The organism is Nonomuraea sp. NPDC049607 (assembly GCF_040675375.1).
GTDB lineage: Bacteria > Actinomycetota > Actinomycetes > Streptosporangiales > Streptosporangiaceae > Nonomuraea.
Map to the genome: position 1 here is coordinate 154,638 of NZ_JBFAOV010000002.1, position 23,755 is coordinate 178,392.

21 protein-coding genes and 1 tRNA gene are annotated in these 23,755 nt (G+C 71.1%); 6 read left to right on the plus strand and 16 right to left on the minus strand.

Annotation, left to right across the window (positions count from 1 at the left end):
• Nucleotides 1–52: 52 nt before the first annotated feature.
• The 3 genes from orn (at nt 53) to AB0J97_RS04925 (ending at nt 1,179) form a co-directional block, all read left to right on the plus strand.
• Nucleotides 53–646, plus strand: a complete 594-nt coding sequence (gene orn / locus AB0J97_RS04915; protein WP_357699233.1) for an oligoribonuclease — start codon at nt 53–55, stop codon at nt 644–646.
• A 68-nt stretch (nt 647–714) separates the two neighbouring features.
• Nucleotides 715–790: transfer RNA gene (locus tag AB0J97_RS04920), tRNA-His, on the plus strand.
• A gap of 155 nt (nt 791–945) precedes the next feature.
• Nucleotides 946–1,179 carry a helix-turn-helix transcriptional regulator gene (locus AB0J97_RS04925; protein WP_364084591.1) on the plus strand — a complete coding sequence of 78 codons (234 nt, stop codon included), beginning with the start codon at nt 946–948 and terminating at the stop codon, nt 1,177–1,179.
• A 13-nt stretch (nt 1,180–1,192) separates the two neighbouring features.
• Here the strand turns inward: AB0J97_RS04925 and AB0J97_RS04930 are convergent, their stop codons facing one another.
• Nucleotides 1,193–1,864 carry a pyridoxamine 5'-phosphate oxidase family protein gene (locus AB0J97_RS04930; protein WP_364084594.1) on the minus strand — a complete coding sequence of 224 codons (672 nt, stop codon included), beginning with the start codon at nt 1,862–1,864 and terminating at the stop codon, nt 1,193–1,195.
• A gap of 122 nt (nt 1,865–1,986) precedes the next feature.
• Between AB0J97_RS04930 and AB0J97_RS04935 the strand changes: the two genes are divergently transcribed.
• Nucleotides 1,987–3,210: an NAD(P)/FAD-dependent oxidoreductase gene (locus AB0J97_RS04935; RefSeq protein WP_364084597.1), complete on the plus strand. Its 1,224-nt coding sequence runs from the start codon at nt 1,987–1,989 to the stop codon at nt 3,208–3,210.
• Between the two features lie 7 nt (nt 3,211–3,217).
• Here the strand turns inward: AB0J97_RS04935 and lat are convergent, their stop codons facing one another.
• From lat to AB0J97_RS04955, 4 genes are all read right to left on the minus strand, one after another.
• Nucleotides 3,218–4,486 carry an L-lysine 6-transaminase gene (lat, locus tag AB0J97_RS04940; RefSeq protein WP_364084600.1) on the minus strand — a complete coding sequence of 423 codons (1,269 nt, stop codon included), beginning with the start codon at nt 4,484–4,486 and terminating at the stop codon, nt 3,218–3,220.
• Nucleotides 4,487–4,552: 66 nt separating this feature from the next.
• Entirely contained in the window at nt 4,553–5,095 is a 543-nt protein-coding gene (locus AB0J97_RS04945; protein WP_357699224.1) for an HdeD family acid-resistance protein, read from the minus strand.
• Between the two features lie 58 nt (nt 5,096–5,153).
• Nucleotides 5,154–5,801, minus strand: a complete 648-nt coding sequence (locus tag AB0J97_RS04950; protein ID WP_357699222.1) for a hemolysin III family protein — start codon at nt 5,799–5,801, stop codon at nt 5,154–5,156.
• Nucleotides 5,802–5,848: 47 nt separating this feature from the next.
• Nucleotides 5,849–7,381, minus strand: a complete 1,533-nt coding sequence (locus tag AB0J97_RS04955; RefSeq protein ID WP_364084605.1) for a penicillin-binding transpeptidase domain-containing protein — start codon at nt 7,379–7,381, stop codon at nt 5,849–5,851.
• Nucleotides 7,382–7,406: 25 nt separating this feature from the next.
• On the opposite strand from AB0J97_RS04955, the gene AB0J97_RS04960 reads away from it, so the two are divergent.
• Nucleotides 7,407–8,252 (plus strand): fused MFS/spermidine synthase, encoded by an 846-nt coding sequence (locus AB0J97_RS04960; protein ID WP_364084608.1) that lies wholly within the window; start codon nt 7,407–7,409, stop codon nt 8,250–8,252.
• Nucleotide 8,253: 1 nt separating this feature from the next.
• On the opposite strand, the gene AB0J97_RS04965 is transcribed toward AB0J97_RS04960, so the two are convergent.
• Both AB0J97_RS04965 and AB0J97_RS04970 read right to left on the minus strand, forming a co-directional pair.
• Nucleotides 8,254–8,931 (minus strand): response regulator transcription factor, encoded by a 678-nt coding sequence (locus tag AB0J97_RS04965; protein ID WP_364084611.1) that lies wholly within the window; start codon nt 8,929–8,931, stop codon nt 8,254–8,256.
• Nucleotides 8,924–10,666: a histidine kinase gene (locus AB0J97_RS04970; RefSeq protein ID WP_364084614.1), complete on the minus strand. Its 1,743-nt coding sequence runs from the start codon at nt 10,664–10,666 to the stop codon at nt 8,924–8,926. The genes AB0J97_RS04965 and AB0J97_RS04970 overlap by 8 nt, the downstream gene beginning before the upstream one ends.
• A 256-nt stretch (nt 10,667–10,922) precedes the next feature.
• Here AB0J97_RS04970 and AB0J97_RS04975 point away from each other — a divergent pair, with 256 nt between their 5' ends.
• Nucleotides 10,923–12,254: a serine hydrolase gene (locus AB0J97_RS04975; protein WP_364084617.1), complete on the plus strand. Its 1,332-nt coding sequence runs from the start codon at nt 10,923–10,925 to the stop codon at nt 12,252–12,254.
• Here the strand turns inward: AB0J97_RS04975 and AB0J97_RS04980 are convergent.
• Genes AB0J97_RS04980 through AB0J97_RS05020 form a run of 9 tightly spaced genes read right to left on the minus strand, consistent with a single transcriptional unit; the run spans nt 12,249 to nt 23,650 of the window.
• On the minus strand, nt 12,249–13,787 hold the full coding sequence (locus AB0J97_RS04980; RefSeq protein WP_357699210.1) for a glycogen debranching protein: 1,539 nt from the start codon (nt 13,785–13,787) through the stop codon (nt 12,249–12,251). The two genes, AB0J97_RS04975 and AB0J97_RS04980, sit on opposite strands and share 6 nt — an antisense overlap.
• On the minus strand, nt 13,788–14,609 hold the full coding sequence (locus AB0J97_RS04985) for a carbohydrate ABC transporter permease (protein WP_364084620.1): 822 nt from the start codon (nt 14,607–14,609) through the stop codon (nt 13,788–13,790).
• 10 nt (nt 14,610–14,619) lie between these two features.
• On the minus strand, nt 14,620–15,549 hold the full coding sequence (locus AB0J97_RS04990; RefSeq protein WP_357699206.1) for a sugar ABC transporter permease: 930 nt from the start codon (nt 15,547–15,549) through the stop codon (nt 14,620–14,622).
• A 3-nt stretch (nt 15,550–15,552) separates the two neighbouring features.
• Nucleotides 15,553–16,842 carry a sugar ABC transporter substrate-binding protein gene (locus tag AB0J97_RS04995; protein WP_364084623.1) on the minus strand — a complete coding sequence of 430 codons (1,290 nt, stop codon included), beginning with the start codon at nt 16,840–16,842 and terminating at the stop codon, nt 15,553–15,555.
• A 34-nt stretch (nt 16,843–16,876) separates the two neighbouring features.
• Nucleotides 16,877–17,632 carry an SDR family NAD(P)-dependent oxidoreductase gene (locus AB0J97_RS05000; protein ID WP_357699202.1) on the minus strand — a complete coding sequence of 252 codons (756 nt, stop codon included), beginning with the start codon at nt 17,630–17,632 and terminating at the stop codon, nt 16,877–16,879.
• The gene (locus tag AB0J97_RS05005) at nt 17,629–18,819 is read right to left on the minus strand and encodes an NAD(+)/NADH kinase (RefSeq protein ID WP_364084627.1); all 1,191 of its coding nucleotides are present in this window, start codon (nt 18,817–18,819) and stop codon (nt 17,629–17,631) included. The genes AB0J97_RS05000 and AB0J97_RS05005 overlap by 4 nt, the downstream gene beginning before the upstream one ends.
• Nucleotides 18,820–18,822: 3 nt before the next feature.
• A complete protein-coding gene (gene gcvPB, locus AB0J97_RS05010; protein WP_364084630.1) occupies nt 18,823–20,379 on the minus strand; it encodes an aminomethyl-transferring glycine dehydrogenase subunit GcvPB in 1,557 nt (518 codons plus the stop codon).
• On the minus strand, nt 20,376–21,707 hold the full coding sequence (gcvPA, locus tag AB0J97_RS05015; protein ID WP_364084633.1) for an aminomethyl-transferring glycine dehydrogenase subunit GcvPA: 1,332 nt from the start codon (nt 21,705–21,707) through the stop codon (nt 20,376–20,378). The genes gcvPB and gcvPA overlap by 4 nt, the downstream gene beginning before the upstream one ends.
• Nucleotides 21,704–23,650, minus strand: a complete 1,947-nt coding sequence (locus tag AB0J97_RS05020) for a beta-galactosidase (protein WP_364084636.1) — start codon at nt 23,648–23,650, stop codon at nt 21,704–21,706. Before AB0J97_RS05020 ends, gcvPA begins: the two co-directional genes overlap by 4 nt.
• Between the last annotated feature and the right edge of the window lie 105 nt (nt 23,651–23,755).

Sequence of the window (23,755 nt, forward strand, 5' to 3'; positions counted from 1 at the left end):
GGTGGGGTAACAAGCGGGCGGATTGCTCCGAGCCGCTGGGCGAGGAGATCGAATGAGTGACGTGCTGGTCTGGATCGACTGCGAGATGACCGGGCTCGACCTGGGGCGCGACGCGCTGGTCGAGGTGGCGTGTGTCATTACCGACAGCGAGCTCAATCAGCTCGACGAAGGCGTCGACGTGGTCATCAAGCCGCCGCCGGAGTCGCTGGAGCAGATGTCGCAGGTGGTGCGCGAGATGCACACCGCCTCGGGCCTGCTGCCCGAGCTGCCGGGCGGCGTCACGCTGGCCGAGGCGGAGTCGCTCGTGCTCGACTACATCCGGCGTCACGTGCCGGAGGCGAAGAAGGCGCCGCTGTGCGGCAACTCGATCGGCACCGACCGCACGTTCATCGCCAGGGACATGCCCGGCGTCGACGGCTATCTCCACTACCGCATGGTCGACGTGTCGTCGATCAAGGAGCTGGCCCGCCGCTGGTACCCGCGGGTCTACTTCGCGGCCCCCGAGAAGCAGGGCGGCCACCGCGCGCTGGCCGACATCAAGGAGAGCATCAGGGAGCTGCGCTACTACCGCGCGGCGATCTTCGTGGCCCAGCCCGGGCCCGACTCGGCGACCGCCCGGCAACTCGCCGAGCGGGTCAGCGGCTAATTGGATGGCGTAAAGACTCCCGAACCCCGCTACACTTTTCCTGTGCCGCCACGGAACTGGCGGCCATGGTGGGTGTAGCTCAGTTGGCAGAGCGCCAGGTTGTGGTCCTGGATGTCGAGGGTTCAAGTCCCTTCACTCACCCCAAGCGCACAGCCGGTCCCTCGGGACCGGCTGTTGTCGTTTTCTCCCGACAACGCCCCCAAATCAGGACAATGCGAGTTATGCTCGCTGTCTACCGCTAACGCCGGAAGCACGGGGGCCATCGGCGATCAGACCGTCTGCGCGCCCCCGGAGGCCGGATGAGAGTCGACGACGCAGCGTTCGATAGCGTGCTCACGTCCTTGAGCAAACGCGAGGCCGAGGTCATGGACCTGATCGCCACGGGCCAGTCCAACGGCCAGATCGCCCAGCGCCTGTTCCTCAGCGAGAAGACCGTGAAGAACCACGTCAACCGGATCTACGCCAAGCTCGGCGTCGACTCCCGGGTGACGGCCATCGGGCTGTGGCTCTCGATCAGGAAGGACGGCGACTGATCGGCCGAGGCGTTCAGCCGGGCGCGATCCTGCGTCCGGTCAGGCGGGTGGGCCTGATCTTCAGGTAGTGCTGGCGCCGCCCGCCGGCCCACGGCTCGACGCCCGTGCTCTCCGCCTCCGCGCGTTCCCGCTCGGTCGTGACGTGGTGGAGCGAGCCGCGGACCAGCACGCTCCAGCCGCCCCGGGTCAGCTCCTCGATGCGGTCGACCTCGAACGCGACCTCGTACTCGACGTTCTCCACCCCTGTGTTCAGGTCCTCGTCGGTGCTGCCGCCCGCCACCGTGCGGAACACGATCGCCCCCTCGGACATGCGGAAGTTCACCGGCAGCACGGTCAGGCCGTAGCGGCCCTCGAAGGCGATCCGGCCCACTCCTCCGGACCGCAGCAGGCGCAGGCACTCCTCCTCGCCCAGCGGGAGCAGCGTCGGGTGCGCCGAGGCCGGGCCCACGCCGGCGGGCGTGTCCGCCACCTCCCCGAGCAGGCCCTCCACGGTCGTCTCCAGCGCCGCGGCCAGGCGGGTCAGGGCCTCGCGCACCGAGATGCCGGACTGGTCCTCCAGATAGGCGACGTAGCCGGCCGCCACGCCGGACCTGTCGGCCAGGTCCTGCCGGCTCAGGTTCAGCGATTCGCGGCGTTCGGCGATGCGGCGGCCCAGACGTTCCATCGTGGTCACTTGCTCAGACATACGAAATGCCCTACCCCGGATCTCCCCACTTCCCGGTGGTGTATCCGACAGAAATGGTTTAACCGATGCTCTCGGTGCCATATGGACCATGAATCGGAATCCCGGGAAGGAACGTGGTCATCGTGCGGAGAGCGCGCGTCGTCGTCGTGGGGGCGGGCTTCGCCGGCCTGGCCGCGACGCGGGAACTGGCCAAGGGCGGCGCCCTGGTCACGCTCGTGGACCGGAACCCCTACTCGACCTTCCAGCCCCTGCTCTACCAGGTGGCCACCGCGGGGATGGGCACGTCCGACATCTCCTACCCGATCCGCACGTTCGCCGCGAAGTGGCCGAACGTCCGCGCCCACCGGGCCGCGCTGAGCAAGGTGCACCCGTCCGACCGGCGGGTGGAGTTCGAGGACGGCTCCACCCTCGACTACGACTACCTGGTGATCGCCACCGGCGTCACCACCAACTGGATCCACGTGAGCGGCGCCGAGGAGAACGCGCTGCCGATCTACTCGCTGCGTGACGCGGCCGAGCTGCGGCGACGGCTCCAGCACTACCTGGAGGACACCGCGGCGGGCCGTCGCGAGGGCACCCACGTCGTGGTGGTGGGCGGCGGCGCGACCGGCGTGGAGACCGCGGGCACGCTGGCCGAGCTGCGCCGCCGTACGGTGCCGCTGACGCATCCGGAGATCCGGCCCGACCAGACGAGCGTCACCCTGGTCGAGCGGTTCGACCACGTGCTGGCGCCGTACAAGCCGCGGCTGCGGGACGCGGCGGCCGCGGCGCTGCGCAGGAGAGGCGTGCGGATGCGCCTGGGAGCCACGGTGGCGGGCGTGGAGCCGGACGCCGTCATCCTGGAGGACGGGACGCGCCTGGCGAGCGACGTGACCGTCTGGGCCCTCGGCGTCACCGCGCCCAAGGAGGTGACCGACTGGGGGCTGCCGCAGGGCAAGGGCGGCCGGATCACGCTCACCGACGCGCTGAACGTGCCCGGCCATCCCGAGATCTTCGTGGCCGGCGACCTCGCGGGGCAGCCGGACGCGCTGCCCCAGCTCGCCCAGCCGGCCATCCAGATGGGCAAGCACGTGGGCAGGCAGGTCCTGGCCGCGGCGCACGGGCGGCCGCTCAGCCGCTTCTCCTACCGCGACCCGGGGATCATGGCCACGGTCGGCAAGGCCGAGGCGGTGCTCCAGCTGCGCGACGGGCTGACCATGCGCGGCCTGCCCGCCTGGCTGGCCTGGATCTTCGTGCACGTGGCGTACCTGCTGGGCGGGCGCAACCGGGTCAGCGTGCTGCTGAACTTCTTCTGGCGCTACGGCGGGCCGCGCCGCAGCGCCACCAGCATCGCCTCGACCGAGTGAGCGGCGCTCAGAGCGCGGCGGACAGCGCGTTCAGGCCGTGTTCGAGGTCGGTCTCGGGGATGTTCAGCGCCGGGCGCAGGCGTACGGACCGGGGCCCGCAGGGCAGCGCCAGCACGCCGTGCTCCTCCCTGAGCCGGGTCACGAACCCGTCGCGGGCGGCCTGGTCGGGCAGGTCGAAGGCGCACATCAGGCCCCTGCCGCGCACGGCCGAGACCGTGTCGGGGTGCTCGGCCTCCAGCTTGGTGAGCCGTTCGAGCAGGACGCCGCCGAGCGTGCCGGCCCGGGCGATCAGGCCGTCGCGTTCGACGATCTCCAGGATGCCGCGGCTGCGGACCATGTCCACCAGGCCGCCGCCCCACGTGGAGTTGATCCGGCCGCTGAGCTGGAAGACGTTGTCGGCCACCTGGTCGACCCTGCGGCCGGCCATGATCCCGCCGACCTGCACCTTCTTGGCGAAGGCCACCACGTCGGGGGCCAGGCCGAGCTGCTGGTAGGCCCAGGGCGTGCCGGTGGTGCCGCCGCCGGTCTGGACCTCGTCCAGGACGAACAGGGCGTCGTGCTCGTGGCACAGGTCCTGCATCGCGCGCAGGAACTCGGCCCGCATGTGGTTGTCGCCGCCCTCGCCCTGGATCGGCTCGGCGATGAAGCAGGCGATGTCGTGCGGGTGGCGGGCGAACGCCTCCCTGGCCTGGGCCAGCGCGCGGGCCTCGGCGGCCTCCACGTCGCCGAGGTGGATGGCCGGCACGTCGATGCGCGGCCAGTCGAACTTCGGGAAGCGGTCGGTCTTGCCCGGCTCGGTGTTGGTCAGGCTCAGCGTGTAGCCGCTGCGGCCGTGGAAGGCCCGGGTCAGGTGCATGACCTTGGTGCCCAGGTCGCGGGGGCGGCCGGCGGCCTCGTTGCGCCGGCTCTTCCAGTCGAAGGCGGTCTTGAGCGCGTTCTCCACGGCCAGGGCGCCGCCCTCGACGAAGAACAGGTGAGGCAGCTCCGGGTCGCCGAGCACCCGGGCGAACGTGTCGACGAAGTCGGCCAGGTGCTCGGTGTAGATGTCGGGGTTGGCGGGCTTGTTCCGGGCGACCTGGCCGAGCAGCGCGGCGAAGTCGGGGGCGAAGGGCGGGTTCACACCGAGGGGGGCGGACGCGAAGAAGGTGTAGAAGTCCAGGTAGCGGCGGCCGTTACGGGCGTCGACCAACCAGGAGCCACGGCTGAGTTCGAGATCGAGGACGAGACGGTAGCCATCGACGAGCAGGTGACGGGCAAGGCGGGTGTGTACGTCCATGCCTTCTCCAATGTCGTGAGACAGGCCGGAGGTTCCTCACAGGGAACCCGGTCGTATCCGTAAAATTTACGGTATTCCTGCCCCGCGAGTGAACTTCTTCAAACGAAGTGACAGCACAATCATTGCGATTCCATACAGGATCGCGAAAATGCCGATCAGCCAGACAAGGCTCAGCATTCCGGCGCCGGGCCAGATGAGCAGCAGCACACCGAAGATCACCGACAGGATGCCGGCGATGATGAACATCCATTCGTTCTCGATGCTCTTGCGCAGCCGCACGCCCGCCACGATCTCGGAGACGCCGGAGATGATGGCCCAGAAGGCGATGAGGTAGAGCAGGGCGAGTGAGGTGATCCCCGGCCAGACGAAGGCGATGACACCCGCCACGATGCCGACGATGCCCGAGAAGATCAGCCAGGCCCGTGACCGGGCGCCGTGCCGGAAGGCGGCGAACAACTCGAAGACGCCGGAGACGATGGCGTACGCACCGAAGAAGATCACCAGCACCAGCAGCGTGATTCCCGGCCAGATCAACGCCAGCACACCGAAGATGATCGCGGCGATGCCACGGATGAGCAGCAGCCACCACGAGCGCGTAAGTTCCTGCATACTGGTCTGCTTTCCGTGATGAGTGCGAAAAGAGACCAGCTTCGGGTCAAATGTCTATCTACATGTGGGAGTAGACCACGATCGACACCGCGATGTACTGCACCAGGTACGCGGCGATCGTGAAGGCGTGGAAGACCTCGTGGAAGCCGAACCAGCGCGGCGACGGATCGGGCCGGCGCAGGCCGTAGACGACGGCGCCCGCCGAGTAGAAGACCCCGCCCACGGCCACCAGCACGACGGCGGCCACCCCGGCCCCTTCGAGCAGTTGCGGCATCACGAAGATCGCGGTCCAGCCCAGCGCCAGGTACAGGACCGTGTAGAGCCAGCGCGGCGCGCTCATCCAGAACACCCGGAACAGCACCCCGGCCAGCGCGCCGCCCCACACGACGGACAGCACGGCGACCCTGGCCGCGCCGTCGAGGGCCAGCAGTCCGAACGGCGTGTACGTGCCCGCGATGATCAGGTAGATGTTGGCGTGGTCGAACCGGCGCAGGACCTCGGCTAGGCGCGGCCCCAGCGTGCCCCGGTGGTAGGTCGCCGAGATGCCGAACAGCAGCGCCGAGGTGATGGCGTAGACGCCGGCCGCCAGGCGGGCCTGCTGGGTCGGGCCGAGCGCCACGAGCACGAACCCGGCCACCAGCGTCACCGGCAGCGCCCCGGTGTGCAACCAGCCACGCAGCCTCGGCTTCACGGTGATGGTCGTCATGTAACCTACGGTACCGTAGGTTACGGATTCGGCTGAAGTGCCGCTGATCACAGTCCGTTCAGGAAGCGCACGGCGATCGGCACCGCCGCCGAGCGGCCCGAGCCCCCGTTCCTGACGAACACGCAGAACGCCAGGTCGTCCCGGTAGCCGATGAACCAGCCGTGCGACGTCTGGCCCTCGACCTCGGCGGTGCCCGTCTTGCCCGCCACGCCCGCCGGCAGGCCGGCCTGGCTGGCCGTCCCGTGGTCCACGACGGCGGCCATCATCTCCCGCAACGCCCCGACCACCCCCTCGTCCAGGTGGACGTCCGGGAACGGCTCGCCGTCCACGCGGCGCACGTCGTCCTCCGACAGCAGGCGGGGCGAGCGCCACGTGCCGCTCTGCACGGCGGCGGCCACGGTGGCCATGCACAGCGGGGTGGCCACCACCGTGCCCTGGCCGATGACGTTCAGGGAGAACATGTCCGTGTCGTCGGTCTCCTGCATCGTGCCGCACCGGCCGCCGACGCCCGTCGCCATCGTCCGGTCGAACCCCCACCGGGCGGCGGTCGCGCGCAGGTCCTCCATGGTGAGCCTGGTCGTGGCCTGCTCGACGAAGGTGGTGTTGCAGGAGTAGGCGTAGGCGTCGGCGAAGGTGACGGTCCCCCGGTCCGCGCCGCCGTCGTTGCTGATCGGCGCCGAGAAGTCCGGCGTGTACGAAGCCGGGCAGCCCATCTCGTCGGCCGGCGTGACCCCCTTCTCCAGCAGCGCGGCGGCCACGATCGTCTTGAACGTCGAGCCGGGCGGGAAGGCGTCGCGCACCGCGCTGAAGTTGTCCTCCAGCCGGTCGGCCAGGGCCAGGATCTCGCCCGTGCTCGGTCTGAGCACCACGATCGAGGAGTCGGCCACGCCGTCCAGGGCCCGCGCGGCGGCCGCCTGGACCGGCCGCGACAGGGTGGTGCGCTCGACGTTCGCCTTCGGCAGGCGGCTCAGCAGCGCCTTGTCGGGCTGTCCCGGCACCCTCGACACCAGCTCCAGCCCCTTGTTGGCCTTGGCGAACTCGGGCTTGAGCGGGTTGAGGTAGGAGTCGGCGTAGCTGTCGTTGGGGATCTTGGCGCCCTCGCTGGTGACCAGCTCGGCCGCCGTCGCCTCGACCTCCTCCAGCTCCAGCGTGCCGCCGCCCTTGAGCAGCGGGTGCAGCGTCTCGGGCGTCCACAGCACCCGCCAGGTCCGGTCGCGCACGCCCAGCCGCAGCGTGCTCTCGAACGGCCACGGCCCGAGGTCGGTCAGCTCGCGCACGCCCGCGAAGCGCACCTCGGCCGACTCCTCCCCCGTGCCGCGCACCGGGCCCGGCGTGAGGCTGATCGACTCGACGCCCAGCTTCTGCGACAGCGAGCGGTGCCGGTCGAAGAAGTCGGCCGGCGGCCGGTCCACCAGCAGGGCCATGCCCGCGACGTCGCCTTTCCGCCAGGCGTCGAAGTAGGCGGCGGCGGTCTGGGCGGCGCTGCCCTTGACGTGGTCGGCGGCCAGAACGGCGAAGGCGCCCGCCCCTAATATCGCGACAACCGCGATGACGAGCACAATCAGCCTTCTGCGTCGCATACGGTTCTCCCAGGGAGGGATCAGCGTGGCACGTGGACAGCGGGAACCGATGCCCGGCCTTTATCCGGTGACGTTCGGTGAGGTCGAACTTCTCCGGGACCTGGACAGGCAGGACGGCTGGGTGCTGTCCAAGGATGGCGTACCGCAGTCGTACGTTGACCTGCAAGACCCGACATTTCTGGATTTCGAGTACGTCCGGCTCATGGCCGACGTCATCGACCTGCTGCCCGAGGGGCCGCTGAGCTGCGTCCACGTCGGGGGCGGCGCGTGCACGATCCCCCGCTATGTCGCGGCCACCCGTCCGGGCTCGCGGCACATCGTGATCGAGCCCGACGGCCTGCTGGTGAACCTCGTCCGTGAGCAGCTCGACCTGCGCTCGGTCCCTCGCCTGAAGGTCATCGTGGCCGGCGGCCGCGAGGGCACGGCCAAGGTGTGGGACGAGTCGGCCGACCTGGTCGTGCTGGACGCGTTCACGGGCGCCACGATGCCGGTGGAGCTGGCCACCGTGGAGTACATGGGCGACCTGGCTCGGGTGCTGCGCCCGGACGGCACGCTGCTGGTCAACATGGCCGACGGCAAGGGCCTGGCGTTCGCCAAGCGGCTGCTGGCCACGGTGTGCGACACGTTCCGGCACGTGGCGCTGCTGGCCGAGCCGGGGATCATGCGGGGCCGCCGGTTCGGCAACCTGATCGTCGCGGCCTCGCGTACGGAGCTGCCGCTCGACCTGCTGACCCGGCGCGCGGCCGGCGGGCTCACCCAGGCGCGCTGCCTGCACGGGGAGGCGCTGAAGAACTTCATCGGCGGGGCCTACCCCATCAAGGACGGCGACTCCGTCCTCGCCCCGGTCCCGCCCCCGGCCGTCTTCGGCTGAGTCAGCGGTCGGCCGGGCCGAGGTAGGCGAGCACGGCGGCCACCCGTCTGTGCACGTCGCCGCTGTTCTCCAGCCCCAGCTTGGTGAAGATGGCGTTCACGTTCTTCTCCACCGAGGAGATCGACAGGTGCAGGGCGCGGGCGATGCCGGTGTTGGAGCGGCCGTGGGCCATCTCGCGCAGCACGTCGCGCTCCCTCGGGGTCAGCGACTCCCCCTGCCCGCGGACCTCGCGCCTGGCCAGCAGGCCCTCGACCACCTTGGGGTCGATGACCGAGCCGCCGCCGGAGACCGCCCGGATCGCGCCGAGCAGCTCGTCGAGGTCGCCCACGCGGTCCTTCAGCAGGTACGCGAACCCGGCCGTCCCGTGCTTGAACAGCTCGAAGGCGAACAGGGCGTCGGAGAACTGCGACAGCACCACCACGCCGATGCCGGGATGCGCGGCCCTGATGCGATGGGCCGCGTCGATGCCCTCGAAGCCCTGACGCCACTGCCCTCCGGGCATGCGGATGTCGGTGACGACGACCTGCGGCTCCAGCCTGCGTACGGCGTCCAGCAGCTCGTCGGCGTCGCCGACCGCGCCGACGACGGTGACCTCGCCGGACAGTTCGAGGAGCTGCCGGGTGCCCTCGCGTACCAGGTAGTGGTCGTCGGCGACGACCGTGCGGACGGGCTCAGGCATCGGCCGGCACCCAGGCGTGCATACGCGTCCCCTTTCCGGGCTCGCTGTCGAGTTCCATGCCGCCGCCCAGGGCGTCCAGGCGGTCGGCGAGCGTGGCCAGGCCCCGGCGGGCGGCGGCGGCCGGGTCGAAGCCCTTGCCGTCGTCGGCGACGGTGGCCCGTACGCGGCCCGGCGCCAGGGTCAGGCGCACCTCGATCCGGGCGGCGTCGGCGTGCTTGAGCGCGTTGGCGACGGCCTCGCTGACGGTGAAGTACATCGCGCCCTCGATCTCGTCGGCGAAACGGCGGGCCCGCAGCCCGGGGTCGGAGGTGACGGTCGTGGGCACGGGCAGCCGGGAGCAGCGTTCCTCGACGGCCTCCACCAGGCCGCCCTGGCTGAGCGCCGACGGATGGATGCCGGCGGCCAGCTCGCGCAGGTCGGTGAGCGTCTGGCGGGCCTGCTCGCGCAGGCGGGCCAGCGCCTCGGGGCCGGCGCCGGTGACGCGGGCCAGCTCCAGCCCGGCGATGAGGGCGACGAGCTGCTGCTGCACGCCGTCGTGGATGTTGCGCTCGATCCGCCGTCGTTCGGCCTCCTGCGCGTTGACCAGGCGGGCGACCAGCCCGGCGCTCTGGATCGCCAGCCCGGCGGGCACGGCCAGGGCCTCCAGGAAGCGCCGGTCCTCCCGGTCGTACCGGCCGGCTCGGCGCGGGCCCAGCTCGATGCGTCCGAGGCCGCCGCGCACGGGCACGGTCAGCGCCGTCCCGCCCTCCTCCTCGCCCGCGGCCACCCGGGTCCCGTCGGCCAGCTCCACGGCCGCCCACCTGGCCTCAAGCCCGTCGCGGACGGCGGCGGCGAGCCGTCCGAGCTGCTCGACGGGCTCGGGCGTGGCCGCCAGCGCGGTGCCGAGCCCGGACAGCACCTCGTCGACGGTGGGCCGCAGGTCGAAGATCAGGTGCAGGCGGGAGCCCCGCAGGCCGAACCGGATGTCGAGCAGCCGGTACCGGACGATCCCCACCAGGACGGCGGCCGGCAACGCCGTCATCAATGCGAAGACGCCGATCAACGCGGCACCCCACAGCCGCGTGCTCAGCACGTACAGAAGCAGCACGCCCGCGAGGAGCTGGACGGCGGCGCCCGCGACCATCCAGGCGTACTGGCCGCGCTCGGCCGGCTCACTGCGCCGCCAGCGGACCACGAGCCCGGCGAGGACCACGACGGCTGTCAGGAAGACGAGGAGCTGGCCCAGCGCGCTGGCCAGGGACGCCCAGATCAAGGCGGCGGACAGCTCGGCGGGCAGCTCTCCCGGCCGGGCGGGATCGGTCACGAACAACCCGTATCCCACCGTGTGCATGGCGATCGCGATCCCGCCGAACCAGGCCACGGGCCGCCAGCGGCGGGACGGCAGGCGGCCGTCGGGAAAGAGCAGTGGGACGAAGATCCAGGTCAGGCCGTAGTACATGGCGTAGAGCGCGGACATCCAGACGACGACCGGCCCGGCGTAATGGAACCTGATGGCCAGGCCGGAGCCCAGCGTGCCGAGGCCGAGGCAGGCGGCGGCGGCCAGGAACAGCCAGCCGTAGCGCAGGTCGGCGCGGCGGACGACGAGCAGCCAGCCCAGCGCGGGCAGCACCACGCCGAGGACGGCGTAGGCCCACTCCTGCGGCGCGATGCCCGTCCGGGACTCCATCAGCGCGCCCGCGAGGGCGCCTCCGGCCCCGATCGTCGCCAGCGACCCGGCGAGCAGCCTGGAACTCATGAACCACCATCGTCCGGGGGAACTGAAAGGGCGTCTATGAGGTTATCCGCACATTTCATGCGGCTACCCTCACCTGCGAGAACGGTGGCCCATATGGTGGGCGCGGGCCCGGCCGCGGCTGTTGGCTGGGGTCATGTCTCACCACAAGTTCGCGGTTCCGGCCACGGCCGGAGTCAGGTCTCACCACAGGTTCCCGGTTCCGGCCACGGCCGGAGTCAGGTCTCACCACAGGTTCCCCGTTCTGGCGACGGCCGTCATGGCGGCGGCGGTGACCGCCTGCGCGGCGCAGCCCGTCCCCGCCCTCGCCACGGTCACGGCCGCCACCGCGCCCACCGCCGCGCCCGCCACCACGTCCACCTCCGCCGCGGCGGCGGAGATCCCCGACACCCCCGCCGGCAGGCAGCTCACCTGGCTGCTGGACGCCGTCAACCGGCTGCCGGTCGGCGACGCCGAGCTGGCCGGGCACTTCGCGCCGAGCTTCCTCGAGAACATCCCTCCGGCGCAGGTCAACCAGGCGCTGGCCGGGTTCGGGGGCATGCGGCTGGACAGGCTCGACCAGGCCCAGGAGCGGTCGCTGTCGGCGACCGTCACGGCGGCCGGCAAGGCGTTCACCCTCGCGCTCAGCGTGGACGGCACCGACAGGATCGACTACATCCAGTTCAGCGGCGTCGCGCCGGCGAGCTGGTCGGAGCTGGACCAGCGGCTGCGTCAGGTCGCCCCGCGCGCCGGCTTCCTGGCCGCCGAGCTGACCGGCGACGGCCGCTGCCGCCCGGTGCACGCGGTGGCCGGCGCGAAGACCTTCCCGCTCGGCTCGATGTTCAAGCTGTACGTGCTGGGCGCGGTGGCCGAGCGCATCAGGAGCGGCGCGTTCGGCTGGGACACCCGGCTCACGATCCGGCCGGAGCTGAAGAGCCTGCCGAGCGGCGAGCTCCAGGACCGCCCGGACAACAGCCAGGTGACGGTGCTGGAGGCGGCCCGGCTGATGATCTCCATCAGCGACAACACCGCCGCCGACCTGCTGATCGACAAGGCCGGCCGCCGGACGGTCGAGCGGGTCATGCGCTCGTGGGGCGGCGACCGGCGCAACGTGCCGTTCCTGACGACCAGGGAGCTGTTCGTGCTCAAGGGCGCCGACCACCCCCGGTACGCCGAGCGGTACCTGTCGCTCGGCACGTCCGCGCGCCGCGACTACCTGGCCCGGGTCGTGGACAAGGTGCCGGTGTCGAAGGTGCGGGCCTGGAGCGAGCCGCGCGAGCTGGACCGGCTGGAGTGGTTCGCCACGCCCGCCCAGGTCTGCCGGGCCTATGGCGAGCTGGCCCGGCTGAAGGACGCCCGCGTCGGCGAGGTGTTGTCGATCACCGACGCGGGGTTGCGGCTGGACAAGGCGCAGTGGCCCGTGGTGTGGCACAAGGGCGGCTCGGAGCCGGGCCTGGTGGCCATGAGCTTCCTCGCCCGTACGGCCGGCGGCCGGACGTACGTGGTGTCCACGACCGCCGTGAACCCGTCCGTGCCGCTTCAGCAGGGGCCGGTGGCCCAGGAGCTGCTGACGCTGACGCGGGGGGCGTTCACGCTCGTCACGTCCTCATAGGGCGGCGTGGGCGAGGTCGACGAACAGGGCCGAGGACCAGCCGAAGCCGGTCGTGGCGCGGCCCGCCCGCCGTCCCGTGAGGGGGTTCCAGTACTCGTACAGACCGCCGCCGTCGCGCACCATGGCCAGGGTGCGCGCGGCGAGCTCGTCGGCGACGTCCGGACGGCCGGAGCGGCGCAGGCCGTCGATCAGCAGGTAGTTGACGTTCAGCCAGACCGGGCCGCGCCACATGGCGTCGGGGTCGAAGCGCGGGTCGTCGAAGGCCACCGTGGGGACCGGACGTTCGGCCCAGAAGGAGGGCGAGGTCAGGTCCTGGACCAGCCGGTCCGCGATCTCGGCCGGGAGGCGGCCGGTGAGCAGCGGCATGAGGTCGAGCGGCGTGCGCACGTCGGCGTCGGCAGCTCCGGCGACCTTGGTGACGAAGCGGTGGCCGTTCCAGCGGCGTTCGACCATGCGGTCCACGAGTTCCTGCGCCCTGGCCCGCCACCCGCCGGCGTCCTTGCCGAGCACGGTGGCGATGTCGCCCAGGCGGTCGTACTGGAGGGCCAGGTAGGAGTTCAGGTCCGGGGGCTCGGCGCGCGGGCCGCCGTCCCAGATCGGGCTGTCGTCCAGGCCCGACGAGTACGGGTGCAGGTACTCGGCCAGGCCGTCGCCGTCCGGGTCGGAGTGGGCGAACCACCATTCCTGCGACCTGACCAGCGGCTCGTAGACCTCGGCCAGGAAGGCGGGATCGGGGTCCACCTCGTGGATCTTCCACACGGCCCACGCGGTGAGCGGCGGCTTGGTGACGGGCACGACGTGCCGGATCGGCTCGCCGCCGACGTGCTGGGCGAGCCGGGCCAGGTCGGAGCGCGGCAGGTCGGTGGTCTCGGCGAGCACTCCGTGGTCGTGCACGACGTCGGGGATCAGGCCGTCGGGCCGCTGGTTGTCGAGCAGGATGCGGATCTGCTCCCTTGCCAGGGCGGGGTCGGCGTGCCTGAGGGCGATGGCGTGGAAGTAGGAGTCCCAGTTCCACAGGCCGACGTAGCCGTACTTGGAGGGGACGAGAGACTCCCTGCCCTGGATGCGTACCAGGTTGACCGCCAGCGTCCACCAGGCCTGCTCGGCGCGTTCGCGCAACTCGGCGGGGACGGCGGGCATCCGGGCGAACCAGGCGGCCCAGCGTTCGGCGGCCCGGGCCAGGACCTCGGCCCCGTCGCGGACGGTCGGCTCGCCGGCGAGGGTGACACAGCCGTCGATGGCGGTCTCGCCGCCGTCCCAGACGGCCCGGGCGCCCTCGCCGACCGCGACCAGGGTGCCGGGGTCGGCGAAGGCCAGGGTCACGTCGCCGTCGAGCTCCACCCGGTCGGGCAGGGCCCGGCGTACGCGCAGCTCCCGGGAGCCGGCGTAGAACCGCAGGCCGGCGCGGACGGTCGTGTCGTCGAGCCGGGTCTCGTAGAGCGCCTCGGCGACGCGCAGCGAGCCGTCGTCGGCCGCCATGACGAGCAACCGCGAGCCGCGCTCGGTGAAGGGGCGTTCACGCAGGTCCAGCACTTACTTTCCTCCCAGGCCGGAGGCGGCCATCGAGTTGATGATCTTCCGCTGCCCGATCAGGAACGCGATCAGCGTCGGCACCACGGCGATCGCCGAGGCCGCCAGGATCTGCCCGTAGTCGGTCGCGCCGTGCTGCTGGGCGAACTGGCTGAGCAGCAGCGGGACGGTGAACAGCTCCGGCGTGTTCAGGAAGATCAGCGGGAACAGGAACGAGTTCCAGGACGCCAGGAACACGATGATGCCGAGCGCGCCGAGCCCCGGCCGGATGTTGGGCAGCACGATGCTCCAGAAGCACCGCCACCGGCCCGCGCCGTCGATCCTGGCCGCCTCCTCCAGCTCGATCGGCACCGCCCTGATGAACTGGCGCAGCAGGAACACCGCGAACGGGTTCGCGATCGTCGGGACGATCAGCGACAGGTGCGAGTCGATCCAGCCGAACTTGGCCAGCATCAGGTACAGCGGCACGATCGTCACCTGCGACGGCACCATCTGCGTGGCCAGGAACAGCACGAACAGCACGCCCGAGCCCCTGAACCTGATCCGGGCGAAGGCGTAGGCGGCCATCGCCGAGGTGAGCAGGGTGAGCACCACGTTCAGGGCGGCGATGTAGAAGCTGTTCCAGTACGCCAGCCCGAACGGCATGGTCGACAGCGCGTCGGGATAGTTCTGCCAGGTCCAGGGGGCCGGCAGCCAGGCGGTCGGATCGTTGATCATCTGCCGCACGCCCTTGGCGGAGGTGAACAACATCCACACGAACGGGAACAGCATGAGCAGCCCGCCGACCGTGAGCGCGGCGTGCAGACCGATCTGCCGTGATCTCATGCGTACCGCCTCACGAGTCGTAGTGGACGAAGCGCTTCTGCGCGGCGAACTGGACCAGCGTCACGAGCAGCGTCAGCACCAGCAGGATCAGGGCGGCCGCGCTGCTCGGCCCGAACTCGAACTTCTTGAAGCCGAGATCGAAGATGTGGTACACGATCGTGCGCGCGCCCTCGTTGTCCTTCGGGTCCACCAGCACGTAGATCTGGTCGAACGCCTGGAACGAGCTGATCACCGCCACCACGCTGGAGAAGAAGATGGTGGGCGACAGCAGCGGCAGCGTGACCGACCGGAAGATCCGGAAGGGGCTCGCGCCGTCGATCCGGGCGGCCTCGACGACCTGCGGCGGGATGGTCTGCAGCCCGGCCATGAAGATCACCACGTTGAGGCCGAGCGACGACCAGATCGTCACCACGGCGATGGCCACGATGACCCAGCCGGGGTCGAGCAGCCAGTCGGGGCCGCTGACGCCGAACCAGCGCCGGAGCGAGGTGTTCAGCACGCCGTTCTCGTCGCCGGCCAGGATGACCTGCCACATCAGGGCGACGGCCACCGAGCTGGTGACGACCGGCATGAAGTACACGACCCGGTAGACGTTGCTGCCCTTGATGCTGTTCAGGGCCACCGCGATCAGCACCGCGAGGGCGAGCCCGAACGGCACGGTCAGCAGCGCCAGCTTGACCGTGTTCCACACCGCGCGGCCGAACAGCGGGTCGGTGAGCTGGGCGGCGAAGTTGGACAGCCCGGCCCACGACTTCTCGCCGAGCCCGTCCCAGTTCATGAAGGCCAGCACCACGGCGAACCCGAGCGGGATCACCAGGAACACCACCAGCGCGCCGACCTGCGGCGCGAGGAAGATCGCGGCCCACCAGCCGTCGCGGTCGCGCAGCTTCTTGGCGGGCCGCGCGGCGGTCTTGCCGCGCGGCCCGGCGAGCACGGCCATCCGCTAGCCCAGCTTGCCGTCGACGAGGGTCTGCAGCTCGGTCATGCCCTGCTCGAAGCCGAGCTTGCCCTGCCAGACCTTCATCAGGTGCTCGTTGATCGAGGCGGTCAGGCCGGGCACCGCGACCTCTTCGGGATAGTTCGCGAAGCCGGTGTCACGCACGTCGAGGAAGGTCTGGGCGTGCGCGGGGTAGTTGCCGGCCAGCACGACCTGCTCGGCGCCCTTGATCGAGGGCACCGCGCCGCCGTCCTTGAGCCGCATGAGCTGGCCCTCCTTGCTGACGAACTCCGTCAGGAAGGTGAAGGCCTCCTTGGGCTGCTTGGTGCCCTTGTTGAGCGACAGGTAGGAGGCCGCCACGGCGCCGGGCATCGGCTCACCGGTCTCGGACGGGAACGGGACGATGTCGTAGTTGTCCAGCTCGCCGCCCTTCTTGACGATGTCGATCACCCAGCGTCCGCCGGCGTAGAAGCCGACCTTGTGCTTGATGAGCTGGGTGTTCCCGCTGTTGCTCGCGGGCTGCAGGTCCGCGCTCAGGAACGTCTTGTCCTGGTAGCCCTTGGCCAGGGTCTCCAGCGCCTTGCGGGACTTGGGGTCGGTGGTGGCGACGAACTTGCCGCCGTCCCAGACCTTGCCGCCGAAGCCGGAGATGACCGAGTACGTGGATCCGTACCAGTTCCAGTAGACGGACCCGCCCAGGCCCGCGGCCTTGAGCTTGGCGTTCATGTCCAGGTACTTGGCCATGGTCCACTGCTTGGACGCGTTGAGGGTGGCCGGGTCCTCGGTGATGCCGGCGGCCTTCAGGGCCTTCTTGTCGTACCAGAGGACCTCGGGGTTGGTGTCGTTCGGGACGCCGTAGATCTTGCCGTCCTTCTTGGCGCCGCCGTACACGCCCTCGAAGAAGTCCTCGGGCTTGCTCTTGGAGTCGGGGCCCGCGAGCTGGTCGTTGAGCGGCTGGACGACCCCGGCGGAGACGAACTTGCCGATGTTGTCGTCGCCCACGAAGAACACGTCGGGGGCGGTGCCGCTGGTGAGCTGGGCGAGCAGCTTGGGGTGGTAGTCCTCGTACTTGGCGACGGACTCCAGCTTGAGCTTGATGTTCGGGTGGCGCTGCTCGAAGTCCTTGGTGAAGGACTCGTAGAGCTTGACGTCCTCGGCCGATCCCCAGGTGGACCAGCGGACGGTGACCTGCCCCGCGGCGGCGTTCCCGCTCACGCCTGGAACATTCCCGCCACCGCCGCTGCAGGCGGTGGCGGCGGTGGCGAGCAGACCCAGTACGGCCAGCGCACGCTTCATGATGGGCTCCTTCAGGGGGTGGTGCTGTTGGGGGCTACGCGAGCCCGCCGCCGTCGACGACGAGAGCGGATCCGGTGACGTAACTGGCGGCGTCGCTCGCCAGGAAGAGGACGGCCTGGGCGATCTCCTCGGGGCTGCCCGAGCGGCCCATCGGCCGGTCGGCGGCGTCGGCCTCGAAGGCGGCCCAGTCCTCGTTGAGCTGGCGGGCCTCGTCCCGCAGCATCGGGGTGTTCGTGTCGCCGGGGTTGACGGAGTTCACCCGGATCCCGGCCTTGGCGTGGTCGATCGCCAGCGCCCTGGTCATGTTGACGACGGCCGCCTTGGAGGCGCAGTAGGAGATCGCGTTCCCACCGCCCTTGAGCCCCCAGCCGGAGCCGGTGTTGACGATCGAGCCGCCCTCGGTCATGAGCGGGATCGCGTGCTTGCACATCAGGAACACCGAGCGCACGTTGACCGCCATCACGCGGTCCCACTCGTCCACGTCGAGGTCGAGCGCGGTGGTGCGGCGGATGATGCCCGCGTTGTTGAACAGCACGTGCAGGCCGCCGTAGGTGTCCACGGCCGTGCGGGCGATGCGCCGGCAGTCCTCCTCCGCGGACACGTCCCCCTGGACGGCGACCGCGGACGCCCCCGCCTGCGTGATCGCCTTGGCCGTCTCCTCGGCCCCCGCGCCGTCGATGTCGGCGACGACGACCTGGGCGCCCGCCTCGGCGAAGAGCACCGCCGTCGCCCGGCCGATGCCGGAGGCACCGCCGGTGACGATCGCGACCTTGCCATCGAGCCTGTTCATCCGTAGAACTCCTCACTTGCCGCACAAATGCGATAAATCGTGCTTTCGCGGTATCCGGTGACCACCCGTACGTGCCCGGCCAGCTTCCGGTCCAGTTCCTGGTCCCCGCTGTCGGCCAGCAGCGGCCGCCCCCCGAGCCCGGCCAGCTTCTGCTGCGTGGCCAGCACGACCAGCCGGTCGCCACCGCCGCCCCCGAGCACCTCGTCGAGCACCCGGGGCGAGACCTGCTGGTTGCCGCGGCCGAGCACGAAGCCCTGGCCGCCGATCACCGACAGCACGATGACCGATTCCCGGCCGCGTACCAGCTCGAACAGCTCCCCTTCGGTCACGTCGGCGGCCACCAGGTCGGCGCCGCCGTCCGCGCGGGCCTCGACCACGTCCACGCCGAGCAGCGTGGTGGCGAGCCCGAGCTCCCTGCCCACGGCCGCCGTGGTGGCGCCGGGGCCGAGCACGTAGCGCGCCCCCGGCCGCAGCCGGGCCGCGACCGCGCGGGCGATGCCCTCGACCGTGGCCGGAGCCGCGTCCGAAGAGCCCGCCTTGCGCCCCGACAGGGCCGCGCGACCTGCCGGGACGCGCAGGCTACCGTAGAGCCGGGGGCTGACGAGCCCCCGGCGGTAGCGCTCCTCGTCCAGGTCCACCACTTCGGCCTCGACGGTCTCCGGCCGGGCCAGGAAGTCGGCCGCCACGAACCCGGCGGTGGCCGGGCTGAGCGCGAAGCAGCCCGAATACACCTTGACCCCGGCCGGTATGCCCAACACGGGCGGCGCCTGGCCGCCCAGCTCCCGCGCGGCGTCGAGCACGTCGCGGGCCGTGCCGTCGCCGCCGGCGAACAGCAGCAGGTCCACGTCCGCCAGCGCGGCGACGGCCGCCCGCGTGTCGGCCGCGGTGGTCGCGTCAGCGGTTGTGTCCCCGACGCCGGAGGGCACCAGCTCGTACGGGACCGCGGCGGCGCGGGCGCTGTCCTCGCCCATCGCCCCCGCCACGGTCACCAGCCGGACCCCGGGACGGCGGGCCAGCAGCGTGGCGACGGCCTGCGCGGCCCGCCGCCCGGCCTTGGGCTCGGCGCCCTTGGCCAGGGCCGCGCGCTGCACGTCGGCGCCGTCGCTGCCCTTGAGCCCCACGGACCCGCCCAGCCCGGCGACCGGGTTGACGACCAGCCCGATCACGCCGTTCCCTCCGGACGCCATGGCTCAGCCGCCCGCGGCCAGGTGCTTGCGCACGTACGCGCGCCAGGTCGGCGCCCACTGCTTGGGGTCGTCGAGCGGCGTCGGGTCGATCTTGTGGATCGTCTGGTTGTAGGGCGCGCCCTTGACGAACTCCGGGTCCCGCCGCGCCTCCGAGGCGACGTGCTCCAGGATCGCCGCGTACTCGTCCAGGTCCTCCCGCGAGTACGACTCCGTCGGCTCCAGCGTGAACGGCTCCGGCACCAGGTAAGGGTGGTGGCTGGTCCAGTAGTGGACGCCGAAGTCGGCGGCGCGCACGCCGATCTCCTCCGAGTGCACCCCCGTCTCCTCCGACAGCTCCTGCCAGGAGTAGCGGACCTGCTCGATCCGGCGCTGGTTCCACGGCGCCGAGGCCCCGGGGATCTGCAACACCTTGTGCATCAGGTAGTTGTTGTTCAGCGCCGCCGTCTCGGCCACCTCGCGCAGCCCCTTCGCGCCCAGGGTCATGATCCAGGCGTAGGCGCGCACGATGTTCGGGGTGACGCCGAGGAACGGCCGGATCTTGCCGACGGTCTGCGCGGGCGTCTCCAGCCCGTACGCGTCGCCGTCGAAGGAGACCACGGGCCCGGGCAGGAACGGCTCCAGCTCCGGCGAGACGCCGCAGGCGCCGGCCGCCGGGCCGCCGCAGGCATGCGGCGTGGAGAACGTCTTGTGCAGGTTGAAGTGGCACAGGTCGAACCCGGCGTCGCGGGCCCGGGTGATGCCGAGGATGCCGTTGGCGTTGGCCTGGTCGTAGCAGGCCAGGCCGCCGACCTCGTGCACCAGGTCCACGAACTCCTTGATCCTGGAGTTGTAGATGCCGGTGTCCTCGGGGTTGGTGATCATCAGGGCGGCCGTGCGCGGGCCGACGGCGGCGCGCAGCGCCTCCAGGTCGGGCAGGCCGTTGGCGTCCGGCATGAGGGTGATGACCTCGTACCCGGCGACCTTGGCGCAGGCCGCGTTCGAGGGGTGCGAGAACATCGTGGTGATGACCTGGTCCCGGTGGCTCTCGCCGCGGGCGGCGTGGTAGGCCCTGATCATGGCGATGTTGGCGTAGATGGCCGCCGAGCCCGAACCGGGCTGGAGGGACACGCGTGACATCCCGGAGATCTCGGCCAGCATGCGCTCCAGCCGCCAGTAGATCTCCAGCACGCCCTGCACGGTGTCCTCGTGCTGCAGCGGGTGCAGCTCGGCGATCGCGTTGGCGAACTGGTCGTTGACCTTCGGGCTGTACTTCATCGTGCAGGTGCCCTGGCCGATGTCGATGTTGAGGTCGACGCCCAGGTTCTCCTGCGACAGCCGCAGGTAGTGCCGCACCACGTGCGGCTGCGACATCTCGGGCAGCTTCGGCGGGGTGACCCGACCGACGCCCTCGGGCAGCTCGACCTTCGGCGCACCCGGCTCGGGCACGGCTATGCCGCGGCGGCCGGGGCTGGACAGCTCGAAGATGATCGGCTCGTCCCAGCGTGCCTGGTGGAAGCGGCGCAGCGGCGGCTTGGGCGCCACCGGCAGCTCCGCGAAGGACTCGGCTCCGTGCCCGCTCATGCCTGCACAACCTCCTGTACGGCTGCCGCGAGCCGGTCGATGTCCTCGATGGTGTGGCGTTCGGTCACGCAGACGAGCACCGTGCGCTCGTCCAGCGGCACGCCGCCGTAGATGCCGCGCTCGCGCAGCCCGGCGAGCAGCGCCGCGGAGTCGGGCACCTCGATCGCGAACTCGCGGAAGTGCACCGAGCCCCCGTGCCGGACGGTGACCGACCGGGCCAGGGCGTCCATGGCGTACCGGGTGCGGGCCAGGACGGTCTCGCCGAGCTCCTTCATGCCCTGCGGGCCCATCAGCGCGAGGTAGACCCCGGCCGTGATGCCCCACAGCGCGGCGGCGGTGCCCACCCATTCCTTGCCCTCTTCGCGCAGGGCGAAGGAGGTGCGGTCGTAGAAGACGTCGCCGAAGCCGTACTCGCCGGGGACCTTCGTCGGCGCGATGCCGAACAGGCGCGAGGGGAACTCGGCGACCAGCGGCTCGTGGTCCTGGGTGGCGATGTAGCCGGCGTGGCCGCCGCCGTAGTTCTGGTGGATGCCGAGCGACTGGATGTCGCCGCAGACGATGTCGGCGCCGTAGGAGGCGGGCGGGGCCAGCACGCCCAGGGAGATGGGGTCGGCGCTGACGACCAGCAGCGCGCCGGCGGCGTGCGCGAGGTCGGCCAGCTCCCGGCCGCGGGTCTCGACGACGCCGTAGACGTTCGGGGTCTCCAGGTAGATCGCGGCGTAGGAGTCGTTGAGCGCGACCTCGCCGATCTGCCCGTCCTCGGCCACGGGGGCCAGCTCGATGGTGATGTCGGGGGCCAGGAAGTCACGCAGCTTGCTCAGCTTGTCGGCGCCGATCGCCCCGGTGACCAGCACCTTCGACCGCTTGGTGTAGCGGCAGGCCATGCGCAGCGCGGTGCCGGACGCCTGGAAGCCGTCGTAGGTGGGGACGTTGACGACGTCCATCTCCAGCAGCTCGCCCATCATGCTGACGTACTCGAACAGGGCCTGGAAGCGGCCGTGGTCCTCGTACGGCTCGCCCGCGTACGCGGTCAGGAACTCGCTCCTGGAGTTGACCTCGTCGCAGACGGCGGGCACGTGGTGCGGGTAGCAGCCGTGGCCGAGGAAGCTGAGCGCCTCCTCGGTGTCGACGGTCCGGGCGAACAGGCCCTTCATGTGGCGCACCAGGTCACGCTCGGCGGTGAACGGCGCCGGGAGGTCGAGCGGCCGGTCCAGCCGCAGCTCCGCGGGGATGTCGGCGTAGAACTCCTCGACGCTCGACGCGCCGACCGCCGCGAGCATCTCGGCTCGCACGCGCGGCTCGGCGTTGGGTATGTACGGGTGCGTCACTTCTCTCCTTCGATCCTGAGCACGACGGCGTCGCGAGGGGCCAGCTCGATGCCGCCCCGCAGTTCGGCCCCGGTGAGCAGGTCCGTCCCCGGATGCGGGAGCGTGACCGGCTGCGGGGCGGTGGTGTGGTTGAGGAGGAACAGGTGGCCGCCCCTCCTGACGGCCTCCACGCCCTGCGGCACGTCGATGCGCTCGATGCCGTCCAGCAGCGGCTCCAGCACCGGCGTCACGTCGTCGAGCAGGCAGCCGACGTAGGTGACCGCGCCCTTGCGGGTGACGGCGGGCAGGCCGTCCAGGTCGCCGCCCTCGAACAGGGCGACGGGCTCGGCGCCCTCCAGCCTGATCCACTCGGCCCAGGTGCGGGCGTCGCCCAGACCGGTCCGCTGGACGTCCCCGTCGGCGAGCGGCCAGAACTCCTCCACGGCGATGCCGAGCAGGTCGGCCAGCGGGCCGGGGGCGCCGCCGGTGTGCACCTGGTCGCTCTCGTCCACCACGCCGCTGAACGGGCCCACGACGAGCCTGCCCTCGTACGCCTCCAGCGCCTTGGCCTGCTCGGCGGTGCACATGTAGAGGTTCGGGGCGATGACCAGGTCGTACGACGACAGGTCCCGGCCGGGCGGCGCGAGGTCGACGGCGATGCCCCTGGCGTGCAGCGGGGCGTACCAGGCGAGCAGCAGCTCCTTGAGCTTGAGCCGGTTGGACGGCATGGACTCGGGCGCCTCCAGGCCCCACCAGCTCGACCAGTCGAGCAGCAGCGCCACCTGGGCGCGGGTCTCGCCTCCCGCGACCTCCGACAGGCGCCGCAGGTCCTCGCCGAGCGCCAGGGTCTCGTGCCAGCCGCGGGTCCGCGTCCCGCCGTGCGGCAGCATCGCCGAGTGGAACTTCTCGGGGCCGTACTTGGCCTGCCGCCACTGGAAGAACATCACGCCGTCGGAGCCGTGTGCGAGCGCCTGAAGGCTGTGCAGGCGCATCATGCCCGGCGGCTTGGGGACGTTCACCTCGCGCCAGGACACCGCGGACGGCGCGGACTCCAGCAGCAGCCAGGGCCCCTGCCGCAGCGAGCGCATGAGGTCGTAGCTGAGCGCCACCTGCACGTGCGAGCCGGGATCGGCGGGGTCGGGGTAGGCGTCGTCGCTCACGAGGTCCTCGGCCTCGGCCCACTTCCAGTAGTCGAGGCCGTGCAGGATGCTCATGAAGTTCGTGGTGACCGGGACGCTCGGTGTGATCGCGCGCAGCGCCGCCTTCTCGGCCAGGAACAGCTCCAGGAGCGCGTCGCTGCAGAAGCGCCGCCAGTCGAGGAGCTGGGCGGGGTTGACCGGGCCGGGCGCCGTCCTGGGCGGCTCGACCTGGTCGAAGCTGGTGTAGTGCTGGCCCCAGCAGGAGGTGCCCCAGGCGGCGTTGAGGGCGTCGACGGTGCCGTACCGGTCTTCCAGCCAACGGCGGAAGTGGGCGGCGGACTCGGGGCAGAAGCACTCCAGCGTGTGGTCGGCGTACTCGTTGCCGATGTGCCACATGGCCAGCGCCGGGTGGTCGCCGTAACGCTCGGCCATCGCGGTGGCCATCCGTACGGCGTGCTCGCGGTAGACCGGCGAGCTCGGGCAGTAGCCCTGCCGGGAGCCGAACTCCAGCCGCACACCGTCGGCGTTGACCGGCATCATCTCGGGGTGCTCGCGCACCAGCCACGGCGGCGGCGTCGCGGTCGCGGTGGCCAGGTCGGCGGCGACGCCGTGCTCGTGCAACAGGTCCAGCACCCGGTCGAGCCACGCGAAGTCGTACGCCCCCCGCGCGGGCTCCAGGCGCGACCAGGAGAACACCGCGACGGTCGCCATGTTGACCCCGGCCTCGGCCATGAGCCGCACGTCCTCGGCCCACACCTCCTCCGGCCACTGCTCCGGGTTGTAGTCCCCGCCGAACAGCAGCCCCGGTATCCGGGTCAGCCCCACTCGAACTCCTCGATCATGCAATGTAATATTTTGTATGCCGAATTCATAGTGCAGTATTTTGCATCACGTCAAGGGTTAAGATTCGGTTGACCTGAACGAGAGGGA

Bases quoted from the DNA above. Each gene is read 5' to 3' on its own strand.
- AB0J97_RS04975 (WP_364084617.1), top strand. From the start codon at position 10,923: ATGGCGGCGGCGGTGACCGCCTGCGCGGCGCAGCCCGTCCCCGCCCTC.
- AB0J97_RS04955 (WP_364084605.1), bottom strand. From the start codon at position 7,381: ATGCGACGCAGAAGGCTGATTGTGCTCGTCATCGCGGTTGTCGCGATA.
- AB0J97_RS04945 (WP_357699224.1), bottom strand. From the start codon at position 5,095: ATGCAGGAACTTACGCGCTCGTGGTGGCTGCTGCTCATCCGTGGCATC.
- AB0J97_RS04995 (WP_364084623.1), bottom strand. From the start codon at position 16,842: ATGAAGCGTGCGCTGGCCGTACTGGGTCTGCTCGCCACCGCCGCCACC.
- AB0J97_RS04985 (WP_364084620.1), bottom strand. From the start codon at position 14,609: ATGAGATCACGGCAGATCGGTCTGCACGCCGCGCTCACGGTCGGCGGG.
- AB0J97_RS04950 (WP_357699222.1), bottom strand. From the start codon at position 5,801: ATGACGACCATCACCGTGAAGCCGAGGCTGCGTGGCTGGTTGCACACC.
- AB0J97_RS05000 (WP_357699202.1), bottom strand. From the start codon at position 17,632: ATGAACAGGCTCGATGGCAAGGTCGCGATCGTCACCGGCGGTGCCTCC.
- orn (WP_357699233.1), top strand. From the start codon at position 53: ATGAGTGACGTGCTGGTCTGGATCGACTGCGAGATGACCGGGCTCGAC.
- AB0J97_RS04970 (WP_364084614.1), bottom strand. From the start codon at position 10,666: ATGAGTTCCAGGCTGCTCGCCGGGTCGCTGGCGACGATCGGGGCCGGA.
- AB0J97_RS04930 (WP_364084594.1), bottom strand. From the start codon at position 1,864: ATGTCTGAGCAAGTGACCACGATGGAACGTCTGGGCCGCCGCATCGCC.
- gcvPB (WP_364084630.1), bottom strand. From the start codon at position 20,379: ATGAGCGGGCACGGAGCCGAGTCCTTCGCGGAGCTGCCGGTGGCGCCC.
- AB0J97_RS04990 (WP_357699206.1), bottom strand. From the start codon at position 15,549: ATGGCCGTGCTCGCCGGGCCGCGCGGCAAGACCGCCGCGCGGCCCGCC.
- lat (WP_364084600.1), bottom strand. From the start codon at position 4,486: ATGGACGTACACACCCGCCTTGCCCGTCACCTGCTCGTCGATGGCTAC.
- AB0J97_RS04965 (WP_364084611.1), bottom strand. From the start codon at position 8,931: ATGCCTGAGCCCGTCCGCACGGTCGTCGCCGACGACCACTACCTGGTA.
- AB0J97_RS04925 (WP_364084591.1), top strand. From the start codon at position 946: ATGAGAGTCGACGACGCAGCGTTCGATAGCGTGCTCACGTCCTTGAGC.
- AB0J97_RS05005 (WP_364084627.1), bottom strand. From the start codon at position 18,819: ATGGCGTCCGGAGGGAACGGCGTGATCGGGCTGGTCGTCAACCCGGTC.